Source organism: Microbacterium sp. Bi128, from assembly GCF_918698205.1.
Map to the genome: position 1 here is coordinate 1 of NZ_CAKKMM010000321.1, position 4,730 is coordinate 4,730.

3 protein-coding genes and 1 pseudogene are annotated in these 4,730 nt (G+C 63.8%); 1 reads left to right on the forward strand and 3 read right to left on the reverse strand.

Annotated elements, in window-relative coordinates; genetic code table 11:
• Positions 1-86: 86 nt before the first annotated feature.
• The 3 genes from LQV45_RS18035 to LQV45_RS18045 form a co-directional block, all read right to left on the reverse strand.
• Complete coding sequence (locus LQV45_RS18035; protein WP_223914764.1) at positions 87-1,343, reverse strand: aminopeptidase P family protein; 1,257 nt, start codon at positions 1,341-1,343, stop codon at positions 87-89.
• Between the two features lie 61 nt (positions 1,344-1,404).
• A complete protein-coding gene (locus tag LQV45_RS18040) occupies positions 1,405-2,814 on the reverse strand; it encodes an MFS transporter (RefSeq protein ID WP_230008206.1) in 1,410 nt (469 codons plus the stop codon).
• 629 nt (positions 2,815-3,443) lie between these two features.
• On the reverse strand, positions 3,444-4,115 hold the full coding sequence (locus LQV45_RS18045; protein ID WP_223914767.1) for a GntR family transcriptional regulator: 672 nt from the start codon (positions 4,113-4,115) through the stop codon (positions 3,444-3,446).
• A 143-nt stretch (positions 4,116-4,258) separates the two neighbouring features.
• Between LQV45_RS18045 and LQV45_RS18050 the strand changes: the two are divergent.
• A pseudogene (locus tag LQV45_RS18050) lies at positions 4,259-4,730 on the forward strand (serine hydroxymethyltransferase); the annotation flags it as partial.

Genomic DNA, 4,730 nt, shown 5'->3' on the forward strand with positions numbered 1-4,730 from the left:
CCATCATTCCGCATGAGGGCCCAAAAGCGGCGCCACGGTGGACGTGGCGCCGCTTCTGGGTCCTGCCTTCAGGGGGTCTGGGCGCCTCAGGCTCCGATGATGTTGTATTCGGGGCCGAACGGGAACTTCGTGATGTTCTCGGCTCCGTCTTCGCCGACCACCAGGATGTCGTGCTCACGGTAGCCGCCTGCGCCGGGCTGGCCGTCCAGGACGGTGATCATGGGTTCCATGGAGACCACCATGCCGGGCTCGAGCACCGTGTCGATGTCCTCGCGGAGTTCCAGTCCGGCTTCGCGGCCGTAGTAGTGGCTCAGGACGCCGAAGGAGTGTCCGTAGCCGAACGTCCGGTTGGCGAGAAGCCCGTGGCCCACGTAGATCTCGTTCAGCTCGGCGGCGATGTCCTTGCAGACAGCCCCCGGCTTGATGAGCTCGAGGCCGCGCTTGTGGACCTCGACGTTGATGTTCCACAGTTCGAGGGAGCGGGCGTCGGGTTCGCCGTAGAACAGGGTGCGCTCCAGTGCCGTGTAGTAGCCGGAGGTCATGGGGAAGCAGTTCAGGGACAGGATGTCGTGTTCCTGGATCTTGCGCGTGGTGGCCCAGTTGTGGGCGCCGTCGGTGTTGATGCCGGACTGGAACCAGACCCAGGTGTCACGGATTTCCGAGTCCGGGAACGTCCGCGCGATTTCGTGGACCATGGCTTCGGTGCCGATCAGGGCGACCTCATATTCGGTGATGCCGGCGGTGATGGCGTTGCGGATGGCTTCGCCGCCCAGGTCGCCAATGCGGGCCCCGTGCTTGATCACCTCGATCTCTTCGGCCGACTTGATCATCCGCTGGCGCATCGCCGCCTGGGCAACATCCACCAGGGTGGCCCCTGCAAAGGCCGCCTGGATCTTGTTGCGGTTGTCCAGCGGGAGCGAATCGTCTTCGACGCCGAGCCGGCGGGGGTTGATGCCGCGGGTGCGCAGCGCCTCCTGGATGGCGAAGATGTAGTTGTCCCGGCGCCAGTCCGTGTACACCACGTTGTCGCCATAGCTGCGCCGCCACGGCATGCCGGCGTCGATGTTGGCCGTGACGGTCACGGTGTCGTCCTTGGTGACCACCATGGCGTAGGACCGGCCGAAGTAGGTAAAGAGGAAGTCCGAGTAGTACTTGATGGAGTGGTAGCTGGTCAGGACGACGGCGTCCAGGTCCTTTTCGGCCATGATGCGGCGCAGTCCGCCGAGCCGGCGCTCAAATTCGGCGTTGGAAAAGGTCAGCTTTTCCTTCTGCCCGTTGTGCAGGACTTTCAGTCGCTCCAGTTCGGCGATGGACGAAGCGTTGTTGGACGTTGCGATGGTCATGGTGGTGGTGCCTTTCTGCGGTTTGATTTCTTAGGAGGGAAGATGTGGGCGTCGGCCGGGACTACTCGTGGCGCAGCGGTTCCTTGCTGGTTTCACGAGAGAGGACGACGGCGATCAAGGAGATGACCGCGGCGCCGGCGAGGTACCAGGCAGGAGCCAGGGCATTGGCCGTCGCGGCGATCAGGAGGGTCGCCACGAACGGCGCCGTGCCGCCGAAGAGCGCGTTGGAGAGATTGAAGCTGACGGCGAAGCCGCTGTAGCGGACGCGGGTGGGGAACATCTCCGCCAGGAAGCTCGGGAGCGTACCGTCGTTGAGCGTCAGCATGCCGCCCAGCAGGATCTGGACCAGGACGATCACCAGGAAGTTCCCGGTGCCCAGCAGTGCGAAGGCCGGCACGGTCAGCAGGATGAAGCTCAAGGATGCGGCGATCAGCACCTTTTTGCGGCCGTAGCGGTCCGAGAGCATACCGGTCAGGAAGATGAACCCGATGTACGTCACCAGGGCGATGGTGGTGGCCAGGAAGGATTCGGCCGCGCCGAGACCGAGCTCCGAGGACAGATATGTGGGCATGTAGCTCAGGATCACGTAGAACCCGACGGCGTTGAGCAGCACGGCTCCGACGGCCTTCAGCAGCAACCGCCAGTGCTTCCGGAAGAGGCTGGATACCGGGGCCTTGATGGCCTGGTCCTCCTCTGCCAGTTCGCGGAACACCGGCGTGTCTTCGAGCTTGGTGCGGATGTAGCGTCCGATCAGGCCCATCGGTGCTGCGAGCAGGAACGGCAGGCGCCATCCCCAACTCTGCATCGCCTCGGCGCTGAGCAGGACGGTCAGCAGGCCCGCGAGCAGGGAGCCGAGCAGCAGGCCCGCGGCCGTGCTGGCCGGAACCACCGCCGCGTACAGGCCGCGTTTGTTGGCCGGGGCGTACTCGACCAGGAAGGCGGACGCGCCGGCGTATTCGCCGGAGGCGGAGAAGCCCTGGACGACGCGCACCACCAGGAGCAGGATCGGGGCCCAGATGCCGATGGAGTTGTACCCCGGGATCAGTGCGATGCAGAAGGTCGCTCCGGACATGATCAGGATAGACAGGGAAAGGGCAGTCCGGCGCCCCACCCGGTCACCGATGTGGCCCCAGACGAAGCCGCCAAGCGGCCGCACCAGGAACGAGATGGCGAAGAGGGCGAAAGTCAGTAGAAGCGCCGTCTGGGGATTGGACTCGGGGAAGAAGACCGCGGCGATTGTTGCGGCCAGGTAGCCGTAGACGGCGTAGTCGAACCATTCGACGAAGTTTCCGATGAAGCTGGCGGCGACGACCCGCCGTCGGGTTTCCTTACTGACTGCGGGATCGTGGCCGCCAGGGGCCGCATGGCCGCTCAACGTGGTCTGTCCCGAGGACGTACTGCCATGCCCGCTATTCGACTCCGGGCTGGTCTGCCCCGCAAGTGTCGACGGGGAGAAATTTTCGTTACTCATGTGTCCACCAAAGAGTTTTGGGAGTTGCAATCAGCGCAACGCTGTTGCACCAGAGTAGGCGTGACGCATGACACAGTCAATGCTTTTTGTGATTTCTCTTACGCGGATCAATTCGGATGAGGCACCAAGACAGCGCCGCGGGCACCCAGCCGGACCGCACAACAATAGTTGCAATGAACGAACCGGTGTTGCATAAATTGAGCGATGTGTCCGTCAACTTGGGGAAAGCTTGAGCCGGACGGCGCCGCGGTTCCGCTCAGTCCGGCGCGGTGGCACACTAAGTGGACTATCGAGTGACTGGGGGGATCCACGTCAGGAGATCGTCATGGGCATTCTGGTACGTACGCGCACTTCAGGTCGCCGGTCGGCGGTCGAGCCATGATGGCCGGGTGGGCCTATCTCATGGCCGGAATCATGACCGTCGACTCGCTCCTGCTGGGGCTACTTCTGATGAACGTGAAGTGGCCGAAGCGCTGGAAGAAAAACGGCTGAAGTTCCGGAACTCTAATCCACTGCGGCGGTGACTCGGGCGCCCGTCGTGGTCGAAGTCGCCGGTCACGTGCGGGCTCGCCGGAAGCTTAAGGCGAGCCCGCACGCTTCCCGCGACCTCGGCGGGAGGGTCGCCGCGGCTAGAGGACCTTGCGGATGGTCTCCTCGAAGCTGGTGACGTGGTGCAGGGCGAGTTCGCCGGCCCTGTCCGCGTCGCCCTCGGCCACCGCCTTGAGCAGCTCCACATGCTCGCTGATGTGGCCGCTGACCGAGGGGACCTTGTCCAGGACCAGGCACCAGATGCGCGTGGCCAGATTGTCGTAGCGGATCAGCGTATCCTCCAGGTGCGGGTTGGCCGCGGCCCGGTAGATCAGGCGGTGCACTGTCAGGTCGTAGCGCATCAGCTCCCGGGACTCTGCAGGGCTCGGGGCCAGTTCTGCAATGGTCTTGGCGACATCCAGCAGTTCGCGGCGCATGGCGGCGTTGGCCCGCGTTGCCGCCCGCCGCGCCGCCAGGGGTTCCAGCAGTTCCCGGATTTCCGAGACGTCGGCCAGTTCCGTGAAGTCCACGGTGGTGGCAAAGGTCCCCCTTCGCGGGTATGAAACCACCAGGTGGTCCACTTCCAGCCGCTTGATCGCCTCGCGCACGGGAGTACGGCCGAACCCGAGCTCGGCGGCGAGCTGCCCGTCATTGATGGGTTCGCCCGGCCGGATTTCGAGCATGATCAGCTTGTCGCGCAACTGCCTGTACGCGGCCTCCGCCTGGGAGATGGCTTCGTCCTCTGCGGGCGGCAGGACGGTGAGTGCATTCACAGCTCGGCTCCGTTTCTGGATTTCAACCGGAAGCCTGGTTCCACTTGGCTTCCGGCTATTGACTCTGGTGTGATCTCAATCATACCATTGTTCTCACACTGATATATCAGTCATAGCAATAGTGGTATTTCAAAGGAGCAACCGTGGTTGAGCAGTTGAACGAGCGACTTTCCGTAGTCGATCCCGAGGTCGAAGAGGCCGTGGCGCGCGAACTGAAGCGCCAGCAGTCCACCCTGGAAATGATTGCGTCCGAGAACTTCGCCCCCGCCGGGGTCATGGAGGCACAGGGTTCGGTGCTGACCAACAAGTACGCCGAGGGCTACCCGGGCAAGCGCTACTACGGCGGCTGCGAGCACGTTGACGTGATCGAACAGCTCGCGATCGACCGGGTCAAGGCCCTGTTCGGCGCCGAGTACGCCAACGTCCAGCCGCACTCCGGCGCGCAGGCCAACGCCGCCGCCATGTTTGCCCTCCTGGAACCGGGCGACACCATCATGGGACTGGCCCTGGCCCACGGCGGCCACCTCACCCACGGGATGAAGATCAATTTCTCCGGCAAGCTCTACAACGTGGTCCCGTACCACGTGAGCGAGCACAACCACCTGGTGGATATGG

Bases quoted from the DNA above. Each gene is read 5' to 3' on its own strand.
- LQV45_RS18035 (WP_223914764.1), bottom strand. From the start codon at position 1,343: ATGACCATCGCAACGTCCAACAACGCTTCGTCCATCGCCGAACTGGAG.
- LQV45_RS18040 (WP_230008206.1), bottom strand. From the start codon at position 2,814: ATGAGTAACGAAAATTTCTCCCCGTCGACACTTGCGGGGCAGACCAGC.